Below are 15829 nucleotides of genomic sequence, written 5' to 3' on the forward strand. Positions count from 1 at the left end.
CACGCGCCGGCGGCGCTTCGCTGCCGGCGCGGCCACGGCGTCCGCGTCGCCGTCGGCGGGGGCGGGGACGGCCGCGGCGGGGAGGCTGCCGGTGGTCTCCGCGGCGGGGACGGCGCGCGGCCGGGGGAGGACGGGAGCGGCCGGCTCGCGGTCGGTCCCCGGTCGCTCGAGCAGCGCTGGCTGGCGAGTCACGGAGCACCTCCTTCGGAAGCGACCCTCCCGACCGGATGCCCTGGGGCAGACCGTCGGGGGAGCGACGGCGGCGGAGGTGCCCGGACTGCGACACCCGCCGGTTGGTACCGGCGCCGTGATCGGACCGTAACGATGAGTCAGGTCGACGCCGGTCTACGACACTCCGTGTCGCTTTGTCTGCAACCGGTGAGGCGCGTGGGACTCGCAGGATGTGGAACCGGGCGCACGACGAGATCCCGCGCCGGTCGTCCGGTGCGGGATCTCGGGGGTGCGTTCAGGCGACGGCGGCCGGGGCGGGGAGGGGGCGGTCGGTGCGGCGCCGTCCGGCCAGGGTGACCGCGACCTCGTCGAGGACGGTGCGGTGGAACGGCAGGGACATGTGGCCGACCCCGCGGACCAGGACGTTGCGCGCGTGCAGGTCCGGGTGGTCGCAGCGGGCGGCGCCGGTCGGGAGCACCACCTGGTCGAGGTCGCTGTAGATCGCGGTGACCGGTGTCCGTACGCCCGGTGCCGGCTCGGCCAGCTCGCGGATCACAGGGGACCCGGGGCGGAGCTGGCGTACCAGCGGGGTGGGGAGGAGGTGGGCCAGCACCGTGCCCTGGTGCGGCGTGCCCAGCGTCACCAGGGACTCCACCCGCTGGTCCCCGCCCTGCCGCTGCACGTGGTAGCGGGCGATGAGGCCGCCGAGGCTGTGCCCGACGACGTGGACGCGGTCGTGCCCGGTCTGCTCGCAGATCTGCTCGAGGTGCCGGCCGAGGGCGGCGGCGCCGCGGGCGACGTCGGTGAGCAGCGGGCTGTAGTTCCAGGAGCAGACGTGGGCGAAGCCCCGACGGCGGAGGCTGCGGCGCATCACGGCGAACACCGAGTGGTTGTCGACCAGGCCGTGCACGAGGACGACGGGGATGCGGGCGGCGAGCGGGTCGGCGGCGAACAGGGCGCGGACGGCGGGCGACTGCTCGCCCGGCCGGCGGCGGGGATCGGGCCGCAGTCGGTCGGTCCGGGTGCCCAGCGGGTACATGAGCATGTGTGCGCCGACGAGCGCCAGTTCGGTGATCCCGCCGGTCAGCGCGGTGCGGGTGACCAGGGTCCGCAGCCCGCACCGTGGCGTTCCCGGGGCAGGGCTGCCGGTGTGCGAGTCTGGGGCAGGTCCCGGGACGCTGGTCGGGCGCATGGCCGGTCCTCCCCGTTCTCGGTGCCGGGAAGTCCCGGGATCGGCGGTCCCGCCATGGGCGGGGGCACCTGGACGGTGCCCAGTTCACGCGAAGGTAATGCCCTGGTGTGGCGGCCGTCACACAAGCGTGACCGGCCTGGCCCGGATCGAGGCCGGTTCGTGACCTGATCGACGAAGGGGGAACCGTGGCCACCCGCGATGGCTCCACGCGGCGGCGCGACAGCGACCAGGGGGGCGCCGGCCGTTCCCGCACGGCGGCGGCCCGCCGGACCGCGCCCCGCCGGCCCGTGGCGGGGCCCGCGCAGACCCCGCGCCCCGCCGACGGGCTGGTGGTCGGCGCGGCCCCGCTGGGCGCGCGGTTGTCCGGGGTGCTGCTCGTCCTGGCCGCTCTGGCCGGATCGGTCGCCGTCTTCCCGACCTACCTGGTGGTCGGCGGGGAGGAGCTGAGCCAGGCGCGCGGGGTGGGTGGCGTCCTCGTGGGACTGCTGCTGCCGGTGGCCGGAGCGGCCGTCGGCGGGGTCCTCGCGGCCGGCCGGGTGCCCCGGTTCGGGCAGGCCTACGCCGGCGTGGCCGGAGCGCTGGCGCTGGGGCTGCTGCTCATCGAGGTCTACCGGGCGAGTTCCTCGACCGCCCGGCCGGGCCTCGAGGTGCTCCTCGGCCGGCGCGTGCTCACCAGTTCCGTGGAGATCGGCCCCGGCTGGGTGCTCGGCGTCGTCGCGCTCGGCCTCACCGTGCTGGCCGGGGCGCTGGCCGCCGCGTCGTGGGGGCGCACGGTCATGGAGGACGGCGGGTCGCTCGACCCCGCCCGGCCGGGCCTGGCCGGTGCCGCCGTCCTGCTCGGCGTCGGGACGGTGCTGTGCCTGGTGCTGCCGGCCGCCGACCTGCCCGACCGGGTGGTCACCGACCCGGCGACCGGGATCCAGGAGGTCGTGGAGCAGGCGGGCGCGCAGGGGCTGCTCGAGCGTCCGGGCCTGGCGCTGCTCGGCGGCCTGCTGCTGGCCGGGGCGATCGTCCTGTGCTCGGTGCTCGCGCCCTCGCTGCGGCCGCGGCTGGCAGCGGTCGGCGGCCTGCTGGCGATCGCCGTCGTCGTCCTGTCGCTCGGGCTGGCCGGGCTGCGGGACGCCGCCGTCTCCGACGAGCTGGAGTGGACGTTGCCCGGCGTCGGGCTGCTCCTGGCCGGCGTCGGGTACGGCGTCCTGACCGTGCTGGCGTGGCGGTTGCGCCGGTCGGCGCCGGTCGCCGGGGAGGCCGCCGGCGGCCGCTGACGCCCGGTGCGGCGGCTCCCTTCTGGTCTGCGGAATCGGGGTGGCGCCGGGGTGTGATGCGCCCCATACCTGCCGGAGCCGGTGGGACGAGGCGGTCCGGTGCGGGCTACGGTGCCTGTTCGTGGATCTCTTCGAATACCAGGCCCGTGACCTCCTGGCGTCCCACGGCGTCCCGGTGCTGCCCGGTGGCGTCGCCGAGACGCCGGAGCAGGCGGAGGCGATCGCCCGCGAGATCGGGCAGACCGTCGTCGTCAAGGCACAGGTCAAGACCGGGGGCCGCGGCAAGGCCGGCGGCGTGAAGCTCGCCGCCGACGCCGACGAGGCGCGGGCCCGCGCCCAGGACATCCTCGGGCTGGACATCAAGGGCCACATCACCCACCGCGTGATGGTCGCCCAGGCCAGTGACATCGCCGAGGAGTACTACTTCTCCTACCTGCTCGACCGCGCCAACCGCACCTTCCTGGCCATGGCCAGCGTCGAGGGCGGCATGGAGATCGAGCAGCTCGCCGTCGAGCGCCCGGAGGCCCTCGCCCGCATCCCCGTCGACGCCACGGTCGGCGTGGACACCGCCAAGGCCGCCGAGATCGTGGACGCCGCGGGCTTCCCGGCCGAGGTCCGCGACCAGGTGATCGCCATCGCCGTCCAGCTGTGGGACGTCTTCGCCAAGGAGGACGCCACGCTGGTCGAGGTCAACCCGCTGGCCAAGGCGCCCGACGGCACCGTCCTCGCGCTCGACGCGAAGGTCACCCTCGACGAGAACGCCGGCTTCCGGCACGAGAGCCACGCCGCGCTCGAGGACGTCGCCTCGGCGGACCCGCTGGAGGCCGCGGCCAAGGAGAAGGACCTCAACTACGTCAAGCTCGAGGGCGAGGTCGGCATCATCGGCAACGGTGCCGGCCTGGTCATGAGCACCCTGGACGTCGTCGCGTACGCCGGCGAGGAGTTCGGCGGGGTGCGGCCGGCCAACTTCCTCGACATCGGTGGCGGCGCCTCGGCCGAGGTCATGGCCAACGGGCTGCACATCATCCTGTCCGACCCCGCGGTGAAGAGCGTGTTCGTCAACGTCTTCGGCGGCATCACCGCCTGTGACGCCGTCGCCAACGGCATCGTCACCGCCCTGCAGCTCCTCGGCGACGAGGCGACCAAGCCGCTCGTCGTCCGGCTCGACGGCAACAACGTCGAGGAGGGCCGGCGGATCCTCGCCGAGGCCAACCACCCGCTGGTGACCGTCGTGGACACGATGGACGGCGCTGCGCGCCGGGCCGCCGAGCTCGCCGCCGCCTGAACCCCCGAGACGACAGGACACCAGTAGAGATGTCGATCTTCCTCAACGAGAACAGCAAGGTCATCGTCCAGGGCATGACCGGCTCCGAGGGCCGCAAGCACACCCAGCGCATGCTGGCCTCGGGCACGGCGATCGTCGGTGGCGTCAACCCGAAGAAGGCCGGCCAGAGCGTCGACTTCGAGGGCGCGGCCGTCCCGGTGTTCGGCTCCGTCGCCGAGGCGATGAAGGAGACCGGCGCCGACGTCACCGTCATCTTCGTGCCGCCGGCGGGTGCCAAGGGTGCCGTCATCGAGGCCGTCGACGCCCAGATCGGGCTCGCCGTGGTCATCACCGAGGGCATCCCGGTGCACGACTCGACCTACTTCTGGGCGCACGCGCAGGGCGGCTCCACCCGGATCATCGGCCCGAACTGCCCCGGCCTGATCAGCCCGGAGCGCTCCAACGCCGGCATCATCCCGGCCAACATCACCAAGCAGGGCAAGATCGGGCTGGTCAGCAAGTCGGGCACGCTGACCTACCAGATGATGTACGAGCTGCGGGACATCGGGTTCTCCACCTGCGTCGGCATCGGCGGTGACCCCGTCATCGGCACCACCCACATCGACTGCCTCCAGGCGTTCCAGGACGACCCGGAGACCGAGGCGATCGTGATGATCGGCGAGATCGGCGGCGACGCCGAGGAGCGGGCCGCCGACTTCATCAAGGCCAACGTGACCAAGCCGGTCGTCGGCTACGTCGCCGGCTTCACCGCGCCAGAGGGCAAGACGATGGGCCACGCCGGCGCGATCGTCTCCGGGTCGGCCGGTACGGCGCAGGCGAAGCAGGAGGCTCTCGAGGCCGCCGGCGTCCGCGTGGGGAAGACCCCGTCGGAGACGGCCCGCCTCATGCGGGAGATCGTGGGCGCCTGACGCCCGCGTGAGCATCGCAGGGAGCGCCGGCGAGTGGGGAGCGGAGCACGGTCGGACGGCGCCCCGTGAGCTGGCCGCCTGAATGCCGCTGCCCCACCGATCCACCGATCCACCGACGCTGCCCGGCGACCTCCGAGAGGTCGCCGGGCAGCGTCGTCTCACGGACTCGACAGCATCACGAAGGGGGACAGTGGGCGTGCCACGGTTGCCGGAGCGCGCGGCCGCTGCCGAGGATGCGCTCAGTGATCACGTCAGGACCGAGGAGAGCCCCGCGATGACCAGTCAGCCGCCGCACCCGCCGGGCGGGTACGGCCAGCCGGGGTTCGGCCAGCAGCCGGGCCAGCCGGGGTTCGGCCAGCAGCCGGGATACGGACAGCAGCCGGCGCAGCCGGGGTACGGCCAGCAGCCCGGGTACGGCGCGCCGTCCCAGTACGGACAGCAGCCCCCGTACGGGCAGCCCGGCTACGGGCAACCTGCGTACGGCCAGCCCGACGCCGGGCAGCCGACCTACGGCCAGCCGACCTACGGTCAGCAGGCCCCCTACGGGCAGCCGCCTCACGGGCAGCAGCCGTACGGGCAGGACCCGTACGGCCGGCCGGCCGGCACGGGCGGCTCGGTCGGGTTCGACCCGAAGAAGCTGACGATGGCCGACTACGTCATCGCCGGCGCGACCGTGCTCTTCCTGATCCTGTCGTTCTTCCCCTGGTACCAGCTCGAGGACCTCTTCTTCGGCGCCGACCTCAGCTTCAGCGGCTGGCGTTCCGGCCAGGTCAAGACGGCGTTCTTCCTCTTCCTGCTCGCCTCCGTCTGGACCGTGCTGCCGGCCGTCGTCACCCTCCGCCTCGGCTTCCCGAGGTCGTTCGTCACCGTCGGCCTCGCCGGGCTCGGCTTCCTGTTCGCGCTCCTCGGGTGGCTGGACAGCTTCGGGGACGGCCTGGCCTTCTCCATCTGGTCACTGCTCGGTTTCCTCACCGCGGCGGCCGTCCTCGTGTTCGCCGTCCTGTCGCTGCTCCCGGAGCTGACGAACCGGCCGGCGCTGCCCGGTGGGCTGGCCGACGCCACCCAGTGGGCCAACCAGCCGGCGCCGCAGTTCGGGCAGGGCGCACCGGGCGCGCCGCAGGGCTCGCCCTACGGGGCGCCGTCGTTCGGGTCGCCGCAGCCCTACGGCCAGCAGGGCTACGGGCAGCCGGGCTACGGGCAGCAGCCGGGCTACGGGCAGCAGTCGGGCTACGGGCAGCCGGCTCCGGGCCAGCAGCCCGCCGGCCAGCAGCCGCCGTCGGGCGCGCCGCAGGAGCGCCGCCTGCCCCCGTTCCCCCCTGGTCGGCCCGGCGGGAGCGACCCCGGCCGGCCCGGCGGCTCGACGGCCTCCGGCCACCAGCCGAGCTCCACCGACCCCGCCTGATCCACCGGCGCCCGGCAGGGCGCACCCGGCCGACGAGGGCCGGCGGCCGCGTGCCGCCGGCCCTCGTCGGCTTTGTCGGCACCGACGGGCGCGTGCGACGGCGAACCCGGCCGCCGGCTTGGGAGAGTGGAGGGGTGACCTCCCTGCTGGCCCGCCTCAGCCTGGCCGGGCGGGACCCGCGCGCCGCCCGCCGGCGCGCGCCCGTCCTCGCCGCCGTGGCCGCGGTCGCGGTGTCGGTGCTCGGGCTGCTGGGGCTCGGTCTGGCCGTGGTGGTGGTCCAGACGCTCGACCCGGCCGGCGGACTGCCGGTCGCGGAGTCGGCACGCGTCGCCGGCGCGCTCTGGCTGCTGGCCCAGGGCGGTGGTCTCGTCCTCGGCTCCGGCCCGCTGGTGCTCGCTCCGCTGCTGCTCACCCTCGTCGTCGCCTGGGGGCTGTCCAGCGCCGCGCGCGGCGTCGTCCGGGCGTACGACGTCGGCGACGGGCGGACCGCGGTCGCGGTCGTCGCCGCCGTCACGGGCACCCACACCCTGCTGACCCTCCTGCTGGGCCTCGCCGTCGACACCCCGGGGGCGGACGTCGACCTGCTGCGCTGCGCCGTCGGCGGCGCCGTGCTGGCCCTCCTCGCCCCCGGGTGGGGCACGGTGCGGGAGTCCGGCCTCCTCGACGCCGCCCTGGGCCGGCTGCCCGAACCGGTCCGGCCGCTGCTGAGGGCCGTCCTCGCCGGGCTGCTCGCCGCGCTGGCCCTCGGGTTCGTCATGGTGGCGATCGCCCTGGCCTCCGACACCGAGGGCCACGCCGCGCTGACGAGGGCCCTGGGCGGAGCGGGAGCCGGGGCGGTGGGGCTGATCGCCCTGGGCGCGCTCCTGCTGCCGAACGCCGCCGTCGCCGCGATCGGCCTGGCCGCCGGGCCGGGCTTCGTCGTCGGCACCGGCACGCTGGTGTCGGTGCACGGCGTGACCCTCGGGGCCGTGCCGGCGCTGCCACTGCTCGCCGCGCTGCCCGACACCCAGGCGGTGCCGCTGCTGGCCTTCGCCTCCCAGGTGGTGCCCGCGCTGGCCGGCCTCGTGGCCGGCGGAACCGTCGGCCGGCGGCTGGAGCAGGGCGGGCCCGTGGTGGCCGGGCTCTGGGGCGTGCTGGCCGGCGTCCTGCTCGGTGCCGCGTGCGGGCTGCTGGCCTGGGTCGCCGGCGGCTCGCTCGGCGACGGCGGGCTGGCGGAGGTGGGCGCCCCTCCGGTGGCGACCGGGCTGGCCGTCGCGGCCCAGGCGGGCATCGCCGCGGCGGTCGGCGCCGTGGTGTCCCGCTGGCGGTCGCGGGGCTGAGGACCGGCCGGGGAGGGGCGGTGCCGCCCGGTTAGGGTCGCAGTCGTGCCCGCACCTGAGCCGTCCCCGCGGGCGCGGGTCGTCGTCCTGATCTCGGGCACCGGCTCGCTGTGCGCCGCGCTGCTGGACGCGACGGACGACCCCGGCTACCCGGCCACCGTCGTCGCGGTCGGCAGCGACCGCGACGCCGCCGGGCTCGAGCACGCCCGACGGCGCGGCGTCGCCACCTTCACCTGCCGGCTGCACGACCACGCCGACCGCGCCGCGTGGGACCGCGCGCTGGCCGCGGCGATCGCCGGGCACCGGCCCGACCTGGTGGTCTCGGCGGGCTTCATGAAGATCGTCGGCCCCGCCGTCCTCGACGCCTTCGACGGGCGGCTGATCAACACCCACCCGGCGCTGCTGCCCGCCTTCCCCGGCGCGCACGCGGTCCGGGACGCGCTGGCCGCGGGGGTGCCGGTCACCGGCAGCACCGTGCACCTGGTCGACGCCGGCGTCGACACCGGCCCGGTGCTCGCCCAGCGCGAGGTGCCGGTCCTGCCCGGGGACGACGAGGCGCGGCTGCACGAACGGATCAAGACCGTGGAGCGCGAGCTCCTCGTGGAGACGGTGGCGCGACTGGCCACCGGTGAGGAGGACCCCCGATGAGCGACCGCACCCCGATCCGGCGCGCGCTGCTGGGCGTCTACGACAAGACCGGCATCGAGGAGCTGGCCCGCGTGCTGGCCGACGCCGGCGTGGAGCTGGTGAGCACCGGCGCGACCGCACGGCGGATCGCCGACGCCGGCGTCCCGGTCACGCCGGTGGAGCAGGTCACCGGCTTCCCCGAGTGCCTGGACGGCCGGGTGAAGACGCTGCACCCGGCGGTGCACGCCGGCATCCTCGCCGACCGCCGCAGGCCCGAGCACGAGCAGCAGCTCGACGAGCTCGGCATCGCGCCGTTCGACCTCGTGGTCGTCAACCTCTACCCGTTCACCGAGACGGTCGCGTCCGGTGCGACGCCGGACGAGTGCGTGGAGCAGATCGACATCGGCGGGCCCGCGATGGTGCGGGCCGCGGCCAAGAACCACCCCTCGGTCGCCGTCGTCGTGGACCCCGCCCGCTACGGCGACGTCCTCGCGGCGGTCGCCGCCGGGGGCTTCACGCTGGCCGAGCGGCAGGGGCTGGCCGCCGCCGCGTTCCGGCACACCGCGAGCTACGACATCGCCGTCGCGTCGTGGATGGGCAGCGTGCTGGCCCCTGAGACCGACACCGTGTTCCCGGCCTGGGTCGGGGCCAGCTGGGAGCGCGCCGAGGTGCTGCGCTACGGCGAGAACCCGCACCAGCAGGCGGCGCTGTACCGCAGCGGGCGGCCCGGGCTCGCGCACGCCGAGCAGCTGCACGGCAAGCAGATGTCCTACAACAACTACGTCGACACCGACGCCGCCTGGCGGGCCGCGCACGACCACACCGACCCCTGCGTGGCGATCATCAAGCACGCCAACCCCTGCGGGATCGCCGTCGGCACCGACATCGCCGCCGCGCACCGCAAGGCGCACGCCTGCGACCCGGTCTCGGCGTTCGGCGGGGTGATCGCCGCCAACCGCGAGGTCGACCTCGCCATGGCCGAGCAGATCGCCGGCGTGTTCACCGAGGTGGTCGTCGCGCCGTCGTTCACCCGCGACGCCGTCGAGGTGCTGACCGCGAAGAAGAACATCCGGCTGCTGCGGCTGCCGGACGACACGCGCTCGGCCACCGAGCTGCGCCCGGTCGGTGGCGGGCTGCTGCTCCAGGTCGTGGACCGGATCGACGCCCCGGGGGACGACCCCACCACCTGGACCCTCGCCACCGGGGACCCGCTGGACGCCGCCGGCCTCGACGACCTCGTCTTCGCCTGGCGCAGCGTCCGCGCGGTCCGCAGCAACGCCATCCTGCTGGCCCACGACAAGGCCACCGTCGGGGTGGGCATGGGGCAGGTCAACCGGGTGGACGCCGCCCGCCTGGCCGTGACCCGGGCGGGGGAGCGGGCCGCCGGGTCGGTCGCCGCCTCCGATGCCTTCTTCCCCTTCGCCGACGGCCTGCAGGTGCTGCTGGAGGCCGGGGTGCGGGCGGTGGTCCAGCCGGGCGGCTCGGTGCGCGACGAGGAGGTCATCGCCGCGGCGGCGGCGGCGGGCGTGCCGGTCTACCTGACCGGGACCCGCCACTTCGCCCACTGAGGGAGGTCCCGTGCCCCCCACCGCTCGCAAGCTCGCGGCAGGTCCCTGCACGGGGCCGAAGCCGCACGTCCGCCCGCCCGAGGCGGGCGCGGAGGTCGAGGGCCAGGACTACGCCCGGGTCGACTGGTGGGGAGCCGAGCTCGACGGCGTCACCTTCACCCGCTGCCGCTTCGACGACGCCGGGCTGGAGGAGCTGGTCACCCGGCGGTGCGTCTTCGACTCCTGCGTGCTGACCGGCGTGCGGATGGGCGGCTCCCGGCACACCGGGTCGGCGTTCCTCTCCTGCCGGTTCGACCGGGCGCGGCTGTTCGACGTCGTCTGGACCGGCTGCAAGCTCACCGGCTCGCAGTTCCCCGGTGCCGTCCTGCGGCCGATGACGTCGGTCGACTGCGACTGGTCGTGGACGTCGCTGCGCGGGGCCGACCTCTCCGGCCTGGACCTGTCCGGGCAGCGGTTCCGCGAGGCCGACCTCACCGACGCCGACCTGCGGGAGTGCGACCTCACCGGCGCCGACCTCGACCGCGCGCGGCTGCATGGAGCGAAGCTGCGCGGCTCGGACCTGCGCGGGGCCTCCACCGACTCGGTGAACTGGCCGGCGTTCGAGCTGACCGGCGTCCGCCTCGACCTCCTGCAGGCCGTGCAGGTCGCCCGCTCCCGGGGCGCGCTCGTCGCCGACTAACGGCGACGGGGTCCGGTGAACATGGCCTTCAGGGCGCCGAGCAGCCCGAACACCGGGACGGCGACGGCGAACCAGAACCCGGTGTCGACCTGGTCGAGGTCCCAGCCGGTGTTCGCCAGCGGCACCAGGACGCCGGCCGCCGCCACCAGGCTGACCAGGAGCGCGAGGACGCCGAGGAACCGGTGCGTCTTGGCCGGCAGGACGACGAGCAGGCCCAGCACGAACAGCACCCCGCCGCCGAGCACGACGGCCATGGGCTGCCAGAAGCCGGTGTCGATCAGCCGGCCGACACCGTCCTCCAGTTCGTCGAAGCCGCGCTGCACGAGATCCCAGCCGGTGAGGTCGCTGCCGGGCAGCCAGCGCAGCAGCAGGCTCACCGCGGCCGCGAGGCCCGCGAGGATCAGCAGCAGGCTGGCGAAGGTGTCGGCCCGCCGGACCGACACCGGCCTGGTCGAGTACTCCGGCGTGGTGGTGCTCGCGCCGGCGCCGCCGAGCGCGGCCCCGGCCCCTCCGGCGCCGCTGATCGAGTAGTCGGGACCCGAGCCGGCGCCGTAGCCGCTGCCGGAGCCCTGGCCGCCGCTGAAGCCGGGTCCGCTGCCGTACCCGGGTCCACTGCCGTAGCCGCTGCCGTACCCGGTGCCGCTGTCGCCCGGCGCGCCGCGCACCGGCTGGATGCCCGGCGTCGTCTGCTCGCGCCAGTCGCCGGTGCCCCCCGGTGCGCCGGTGGGGGACTGCTCGCGCTCGGTCATCTGCTCTCCTCGCAGGTCGGCAGGCGGGACCGCACCCGCTCCCGCCGAGCCTAGGGCGGGGTGGCCTCCGGTGGACGGCTCTCGGGCACACTGTCGGCCGTGCCCGCGACGATCCTCGACGGCAAGGCCACCGCAGCAGCCATCAGGGTGGAGCTGACCGAACGCGTCGCCTCCCTCGCCGCGGCCGGTCACCGTCCGGGCCTCGGCACGCTGCTGGTCGGCGACGACCCGGGCAGCAGGTGGTACGTCAACGCCAAGCACTCCGACTGCGCCCAGGTGGGGATCGCCAGCATCCAGCGGGAGCTGCCGGCGACGGCCACGCTGACCGACGTCCTGGCCGTGGTCGACGAGCTCAACGCGGACCCGGCGTGCACCGGGTACATCGTCCAGCTGCCGCTGCCGAAGGGGATCGAGGAGAGCGCCGTCCTGGAGCGGATGGACCCGGCGAAGGACGCAGACGGCCTGCACCCGGTCAACCTCGGCCGGCTGGTGCTCAACGTGCCGGGGGCGCTGCCGTGCACGCCGGTCGGGATCGTCGAGCTGCTGCGCCGGTACGGCGTGCCGATCGCCGGGGCCGAGGTGGTCGTCGTCGGCCGCGGCATCACCGTCGGCCGGCCGCTGGGGCTGCTGCTCACCCGCCGCAGTGAGAACGCCACGGTCACCCTCTGCCACACCGGGACCCGTGACCTGGCCGCGCACCTGCGGACCGCCGACATCGTCGTGGCCGCGGCCGGCGTCCCCGGCCTGGTCACCCGGGACGTCGTCAAGCCGGGGGCCGCCGTCCTCGACGTGGGGGTCAGCCGGGTCGACGGCAAGATCGCCGGGGACGTCGCCCGGGACGTCGTCGAGGTGGCCGGGTTCGTGGCGCCCAACCCCGGCGGCGTCGGGCCGATGACCCGCGCGATGCTCCTGCAGAACGTCGTCCTGGCCGCGGAGCAGGCCGCCGCGGAGGACGTGCTGACCGCCTGATGAGCCGCCCGCCGCTCTACACGCGCCGGCCGTTCCTGGCCGGGCTGATCCGGCAGCTGCCCCTGCTGGTGGTGCTTCTGGTGGTCGCGGCGGGTCTGGTGATGGTGGCGTTCGAGCACTGGCGGCAGGGGCTGGTCACCGTCGGGGTGGCGCTGGTGGCCGGCGGGCTGATGCGGCTGCTGCTGCCGGTGCGCCGGGTCGGGTTCCTCGCCGTCCGCAGCCGGCCGGTGGACGTCGTCCTGCTCATCGGGGTGGGGATCACCCTCACCGCGTTCACCCTGGCGCTGGCCCGCGGCTGAGCCCCGGGCCGACCCCCGCAGGCGGCTCCCCGCGGGCAGCGATAGGTTGGCCGCCATGGCAGACCAGCCCAGGAACGGCAAGGTGACCGTCGTCGGTGCCGGGTTCTACGGCTCGACCACCGCCCTGCGACTGGCGGAGTACGACATCTTCGAGACCGTCGTGCTGACCGACATCGTCGAGGGCAAGCCCGAGGGCATCGCCCTCGACATGAACCAGTCGCGGCCGATCGAGGGCTTCGAGACCCGGGTCGTCGGTGTCGGCGGCGGGTCGTACGAGGGCACCGAGGGCTCCGACGTCGTGGTGATCACCGCGGGGCTGCCGCGCAAACCCGGCATGAGCCGGATGGACCTCATCGAGACCAACGCCAAGATCGTCCGCCAGGTGGCCGAGAACATCGCGCAGACCTCGCCCGACGCCGTCGTCATCGTGGTGTCCAACCCGCTGGACGAGATGACCGCGCTGGCGCAGCTGGCCACCGGGTTCCCGGAGAACCGGGTCATGGGCCAGGCCGGCATGCTCGACACCGCGCGGTTCACCAACAACGTCGCCGAGGAGCTCGGCGTCCCGGTGGGCTCGGTGCAGACCCTGACCCTCGGCTCGCACGGCGACACGATGGTGCCGGTGCCCTCGCGCTGCACCGTCGACGGCAAGCCGCTCGCCGACGTGCTGGCCGCCGACCGGATCGAGCACCTGGTCGACCGCACGCGCAACGGCGGGGCCGAGGTCGTGGCACTGCTGAAGACCGGCTCGGCCTACTACGCGCCGTCGGCCGCGGCGGCCCGCATGGCCCGCGCGGTCATGGAGGACTCCGGCGCCGTCATGCCGGTGTGCGCCTGGGTGGACGGCGAGTACGGCATCTCCGGGGTGTACCTGGGCGTCGAGGCCGAGATCGGGCGCGGCGGCGTCCGGCGGGTGGTCGAGGGTGACCTGACCGAGAGCGAGCTGGCCGGGCTGCGCGAGGCGGCCGAGGCCGTGCGCGCCAAGCAGGCCGACGTGGCCGACCTCTGACCGTCCGGTCAGAGCTGCAGAGAGGGATGTCAAGCGTGAGCAAGATCAAGGTCGAGGGCAAGGTCGTCGAGCTCGACGGCGACGAGATGACCCGGATCATCTGGCAGTTTATCAAGGACCAGCTGATCCTCCCGTACCTCGACGTGGACCTCGAGTACTACGACCTCGGGATCGAGAAGCGCGACGAGACCGACGACCAGATCACGGTCGACGCGGCCAACGCGATCAAGCAGCACGGCGTCGGCGTCAAGTGCGCCACGATCACCCCAGACGAGGCGCGGGTCGAGGAGTTCGGCCTCAAGCGGATGTACCGGTCCCCGAACGGGACGATCCGCAACATCCTCGGCGGCGTCATCTTCCGCGAGCCGATCATCATGCAGAACGTGCCGCGGCTGGTACCGGGCTGGACCAAGCCGATCGTCGTCGGCCGTCACGCCTTCGGTGACCAGTACCGGGCGACCGACTTCAGGTTCCCCGGCGAGGGGACGCTGACGATCACCTTCACGCCCAAGGACGGCTCCGCGCCGATCGAGCACGAGGTGTTCCAGTCGCCGGGCGGCGGCGTCGCCATGGCGATGTACAACCTCGACGAGTCGATCCGCGACTTCGCCCGGGCCTCGATGAACTACGGGCTCAACCGCGAGTACCCGGTCTACCTCTCGACCAAGAACACGATCCTCAAGGCCTACGACGGCCGGTTCAAGGATCTGTTCCAGGAGGTCTTCGACTCCGAGTTCAAGGACAAGTTCGCCGCCGCCGGCATCACCTACGAGCACCGGCTGATCGACGACATGGTCGCCGCCTCGCTCAAGTGGGAGGGCGGCTACGTCTGGGCGTGCAAGAACTACGACGGTGACGTGCAGTCCGACACCGTGGCCCAGGGCTTCGGCTCGCTCGGCCTGATGACCTCGGTGCTGATGAGCCCCGACGGCCGCACCGTCGAGGCCGAGGCCGCGCACGGCACGGTGACCCGCCACTACCGGCAGCACCAGCAGGGCAAGGAGACGTCGACCAACCCGATCGCGTCGATCTTCGCCTGGACCCGGGGCCTCGCCCACCGCGGCAAGCTGGACAGCACCCCCGAGGTGACCCGCTTCGCCGAGACCCTGGAGAAGGTCTGCATCGACACCGTCGAAGGCGGCCAGATGACCAAGGACCTCGCGCTGCTGATCAGCCGCGACCAGGAGTGGCTGACCACCCAGGACTTCCTGGCGGCCATCGACAGCAACCTGAAGAAGGCCATGGCCTGAAGGCGGCCCCCTCCCGGGGGCGTGACGCGGACCGGCCCCCTCGACCACACGGTCGAGGGGGCCGGTCCGCGTTGGAGGGCGGGGGTGTCCGTCAGCTGCCGAAGAGCTGGGTCCACCACGGGCCGCCGGGGCCCTCGGCCACGCCGACGCCCAGCGTCCGCAGACCGCAGTCGAGGATGTTCGCCCGGTGGCCGGAGCTGTTCATCCACGCATCCATGACGGCGGCGGCGTCCGGCTGGCCGTAGGCGATGTTCTCCGCGCGGGAGTAGGTGATCCCGGCGTTCTCGGCGCGGTCGAAGGGCGAGAGGCCCTCCGGGTTGGTGTGCGAGAAGAAGTCGCGGTCGCGCATGTCGGCGCTGTGCGCCCGCGCCACCGAGGCCAGGGCCGCGTCGGGGACCAGCGCCGAGCAGCCGGCCGCCGCCCGCTCCTGGTTCACCAGCGCCAGCACCTGCCCCTCGGTCGAGGGGTCGGCCGGCGCCGCGGCGGCCGCGGGCGCGGCAGCCCGCGGCGCGGGGGCGGGTGCGGGAGCCGGCTCCGGGTCGTCCTCGGCCGCGGACGACGACGGAGTGCTCTGCCCGGCCGGCTCCGGGGAGTCCGGCTCCGCGGCGGGCTCGGACGACGGCTCGTCCGCAGCAGCCGTCGTCTCGGCCGCCGGCGGGGTCGAGGCGTCCGCCGGGGGCGCCACCGGGGTCTCGGTGGCCGGGGCCCCGTCGACGCCCATCTGCACGGGGCCACCGGTCGGCGCACCGGTCGCAGCGCCCGACGATCCCGCCGAGCTGGAGGACGTCCGTGCCGCAGTGGCACCCGCGGAGGAGGACGAGGAGTCCAGTGCCACCGCGGGCGACTCGGTGGACCCGGTCACCACCTGCGCGACCACCGGGCCGGCCAGGGCGATGGTGGCGACGGCACCGGCCACGACCAGCACCGGCACCAACCGACGGAGGCCGATCCCGCGCCACAGCGCGGAGATCCAGCGGGAGAGCCGGGAAGAGAGCGGGGAGCCCGCTGGCATGTGGTGCACGAGGTAACCCTCACGAGTTGCTAGATCACGGACCGTTATCTTGGAGACAGTAGCCGGGCGGAGGCCATGATCGGCAGTCGGCTGTGACGGAAGTAACCGGTGGGTCGACTCAACCC

General features: G+C 74.4%; 15 protein-coding genes and 1 pseudogene. 12 read left to right on the top strand and 4 right to left on the bottom strand.

Annotated elements, in window-relative coordinates; translation table 11 throughout:
* Together MY526_RS18815 and MY526_RS18820 are read right to left on the bottom strand one after the other, a co-directional pair.
* Window positions 1-192 (bottom strand): annotated as a pseudogene (locus MY526_RS18815) (hypothetical protein); the annotation flags it as partial.
* A 274-nt stretch (window positions 193-466) separates the two neighbouring features.
* A complete protein-coding gene (locus MY526_RS18820; RefSeq protein WP_436704802.1) occupies window positions 467-1363 on the bottom strand; it encodes an esterase/lipase family protein in 897 nt (298 codons plus the stop codon).
* Window positions 1364-1548: 185 nt separating this feature from the next.
* On the opposite strand from MY526_RS18820, the gene MY526_RS18825 reads away from it, so the two are divergent.
* From MY526_RS18825 to MY526_RS18860, 8 genes are all read left to right on the top strand, one after another.
* Entirely contained in the window at window positions 1549-2628 is a 1080-nt protein-coding gene (locus MY526_RS18825; RefSeq protein WP_436694279.1) for a hypothetical protein, read from the top strand.
* 121 nt (window positions 2629-2749) lie between these two features.
* Entirely contained in the window at window positions 2750-3913 is a 1164-nt protein-coding gene (sucC, locus tag MY526_RS18830) for an ADP-forming succinate--CoA ligase subunit beta (protein WP_436694278.1), read from the top strand.
* Between the two features lie 29 nt (window positions 3914-3942).
* Window positions 3943-4821 (top strand): succinate--CoA ligase subunit alpha, encoded by an 879-nt coding sequence (sucD, locus tag MY526_RS18835; RefSeq protein WP_436694277.1) that lies wholly within the window; start codon window positions 3943-3945, stop codon window positions 4819-4821.
* Between the two features lie 274 nt (window positions 4822-5095).
* Window positions 5096-6223: a hypothetical protein gene (locus MY526_RS18840; RefSeq protein ID WP_436704803.1), complete on the top strand. Its 1128-nt coding sequence runs from the start codon at window positions 5096-5098 to the stop codon at window positions 6221-6223.
* Window positions 6224-6357: 134 nt separating this feature from the next.
* Window positions 6358-7542, top strand: coding sequence for a cell division protein PerM (locus MY526_RS18845; protein WP_436704804.1), 1185 nt, complete (start codon window positions 6358-6360; stop codon window positions 7540-7542).
* Window positions 7543-7587: 45 nt separating this feature from the next.
* Window positions 7588-8190 (top strand): phosphoribosylglycinamide formyltransferase, encoded by a 603-nt coding sequence (gene purN, locus MY526_RS18850; protein ID WP_436694274.1) that lies wholly within the window; start codon window positions 7588-7590, stop codon window positions 8188-8190.
* Window positions 8187-9737: a bifunctional phosphoribosylaminoimidazolecarboxamide formyltransferase/IMP cyclohydrolase gene (purH, locus tag MY526_RS18855; protein ID WP_436694273.1), complete on the top strand. Its 1551-nt coding sequence runs from the start codon at window positions 8187-8189 to the stop codon at window positions 9735-9737. The genes purN and purH overlap by 4 nt, the downstream gene beginning before the upstream one ends.
* A 10-nt stretch (window positions 9738-9747) precedes the next feature.
* Window positions 9748-10416 carry a pentapeptide repeat-containing protein gene (locus MY526_RS18860; RefSeq protein ID WP_436704805.1) on the top strand — a complete coding sequence of 223 codons (669 nt, stop codon included), beginning with the start codon at window positions 9748-9750 and terminating at the stop codon, window positions 10414-10416.
* Here MY526_RS18860 and MY526_RS18865 read toward each other — a convergent pair.
* Window positions 10413-11165 (bottom strand): hypothetical protein, encoded by a 753-nt coding sequence (locus MY526_RS18865; protein WP_436704806.1) that lies wholly within the window; start codon window positions 11163-11165, stop codon window positions 10413-10415. The genes MY526_RS18860 and MY526_RS18865 overlap by 4 nt on opposite strands.
* 99 nt (window positions 11166-11264) lie before the next feature.
* Here MY526_RS18865 and MY526_RS18870 point away from each other — a divergent pair, with 99 nt between their 5' ends.
* The 4 genes from MY526_RS18870 to MY526_RS18885 are packed head-to-tail and all read left to right on the top strand — an operon-like array spanning window position 11265 to window position 14692.
* Window positions 11265-12134 (top strand): bifunctional methylenetetrahydrofolate dehydrogenase/methenyltetrahydrofolate cyclohydrolase, encoded by an 870-nt coding sequence (locus tag MY526_RS18870; RefSeq protein ID WP_436694270.1) that lies wholly within the window; start codon window positions 11265-11267, stop codon window positions 12132-12134.
* Complete coding sequence (locus MY526_RS18875) at window positions 12134-12433, top strand: DUF3017 domain-containing protein (protein ID WP_436694269.1); 300 nt, start codon at window positions 12134-12136, stop codon at window positions 12431-12433. Before MY526_RS18870 ends, MY526_RS18875 begins: the two co-directional genes overlap by 1 nt.
* A gap of 55 nt (window positions 12434-12488) precedes the next feature.
* Entirely contained in the window at window positions 12489-13442 is a 954-nt protein-coding gene (gene mdh, locus MY526_RS18880) for a malate dehydrogenase (RefSeq protein ID WP_436694268.1), read from the top strand.
* A 26-nt stretch (window positions 13443-13468) separates the two neighbouring features.
* Complete coding sequence (locus MY526_RS18885; protein ID WP_436704807.1) at window positions 13469-14692, top strand: NADP-dependent isocitrate dehydrogenase; 1224 nt, start codon at window positions 13469-13471, stop codon at window positions 14690-14692.
* Window positions 14693-14783: 91 nt separating this feature from the next.
* Here the strand turns inward: MY526_RS18885 and MY526_RS18890 are convergent, their stop codons facing one another.
* Window positions 14784-15704, bottom strand: coding sequence for a CAP domain-containing protein (locus MY526_RS18890; RefSeq protein ID WP_436704831.1), 921 nt, complete (start codon window positions 15702-15704; stop codon window positions 14784-14786).
* Between the last annotated feature and the right edge of the window lie 125 nt (window positions 15705-15829).

Source organism: Geodermatophilus sp. CPCC 205761, from assembly GCF_051383655.1.
Classification (GTDB): Bacteria; Actinomycetota; Actinomycetes; order Mycobacteriales; family Geodermatophilaceae; genus Geodermatophilus.

Excerpts from the sequence above, each read along its gene's own strand:
- MY526_RS18820 (WP_436704802.1), bottom strand. The coding sequence starts at position 1,363 with ATGCGCCCGACCAGCGTCCCGGGACCTGCCCCAGACTCGCACACCGGC.
- sucD (WP_436694277.1), top strand. The coding sequence starts at position 3,943 with ATGTCGATCTTCCTCAACGAGAACAGCAAGGTCATCGTCCAGGGCATG.
- MY526_RS18840 (WP_436704803.1), top strand. The coding sequence starts at position 5,096 with ATGACCAGTCAGCCGCCGCACCCGCCGGGCGGGTACGGCCAGCCGGGG.
- purH (WP_436694273.1), top strand. The coding sequence starts at position 8,187 with ATGAGCGACCGCACCCCGATCCGGCGCGCGCTGCTGGGCGTCTACGAC.
- MY526_RS18865 (WP_436704806.1), bottom strand. The coding sequence starts at position 11,165 with ATGACCGAGCGCGAGCAGTCCCCCACCGGCGCACCGGGGGGCACCGGC.
- MY526_RS18875 (WP_436694269.1), top strand. The coding sequence starts at position 12,134 with ATGAGCCGCCCGCCGCTCTACACGCGCCGGCCGTTCCTGGCCGGGCTG.
- mdh (WP_436694268.1), top strand. The coding sequence starts at position 12,489 with ATGGCAGACCAGCCCAGGAACGGCAAGGTGACCGTCGTCGGTGCCGGG.
- MY526_RS18885 (WP_436704807.1), top strand. The coding sequence starts at position 13,469 with ATGTCAAGCGTGAGCAAGATCAAGGTCGAGGGCAAGGTCGTCGAGCTC.
- MY526_RS18890 (WP_436704831.1), bottom strand. The coding sequence starts at position 15,704 with ATGCCAGCGGGCTCCCCGCTCTCTTCCCGGCTCTCCCGCTGGATCTCC.